This is a genomic window from Spirosoma endbachense, assembly GCF_010233585.1.
Classification (GTDB): Bacteria; Bacteroidota; Bacteroidia; order Cytophagales; family Spirosomataceae; genus Spirosoma; species Spirosoma endbachense.
In genome coordinates, this window is sequence record NZ_CP045997.1 from 10,252,205 (window position 1) to 10,252,459 (window position 255).

General features: G+C 63.5%; 1 protein-coding gene. It reads left to right on the forward strand.

What is annotated here, in order from left to right; all coding sequences use genetic code 11:
- A partial coding sequence (locus GJR95_RS41955; RefSeq protein ID WP_198424785.1) for a hypothetical protein occupies window positions 1-255 on the forward strand: 255 nt, incomplete at both ends.

Below are 255 nucleotides of genomic sequence, written 5' to 3' on the forward strand. Positions count from 1 at the left end.
TCTGCGAAGGCCAAACCGGTACGCTCACCGCTTCAGGGGCATCTACCTACCTGTGGAGCAATGGCGCCACCGGCTCGTCCATCAACGTCAGTGTGGCCGGCACCTACTCGGTGACGGGTACCTCTTCAACAGGTTGTTCGGATGTGGCCACCGCTACGGTCACCATCAGTCCAGCACCCGCTGCTGCCCTGACGGCCTCATCGACCACCCTCTGTGCCGGACAGTCGACCACCCTTACCGCCACCGGGGGAACCA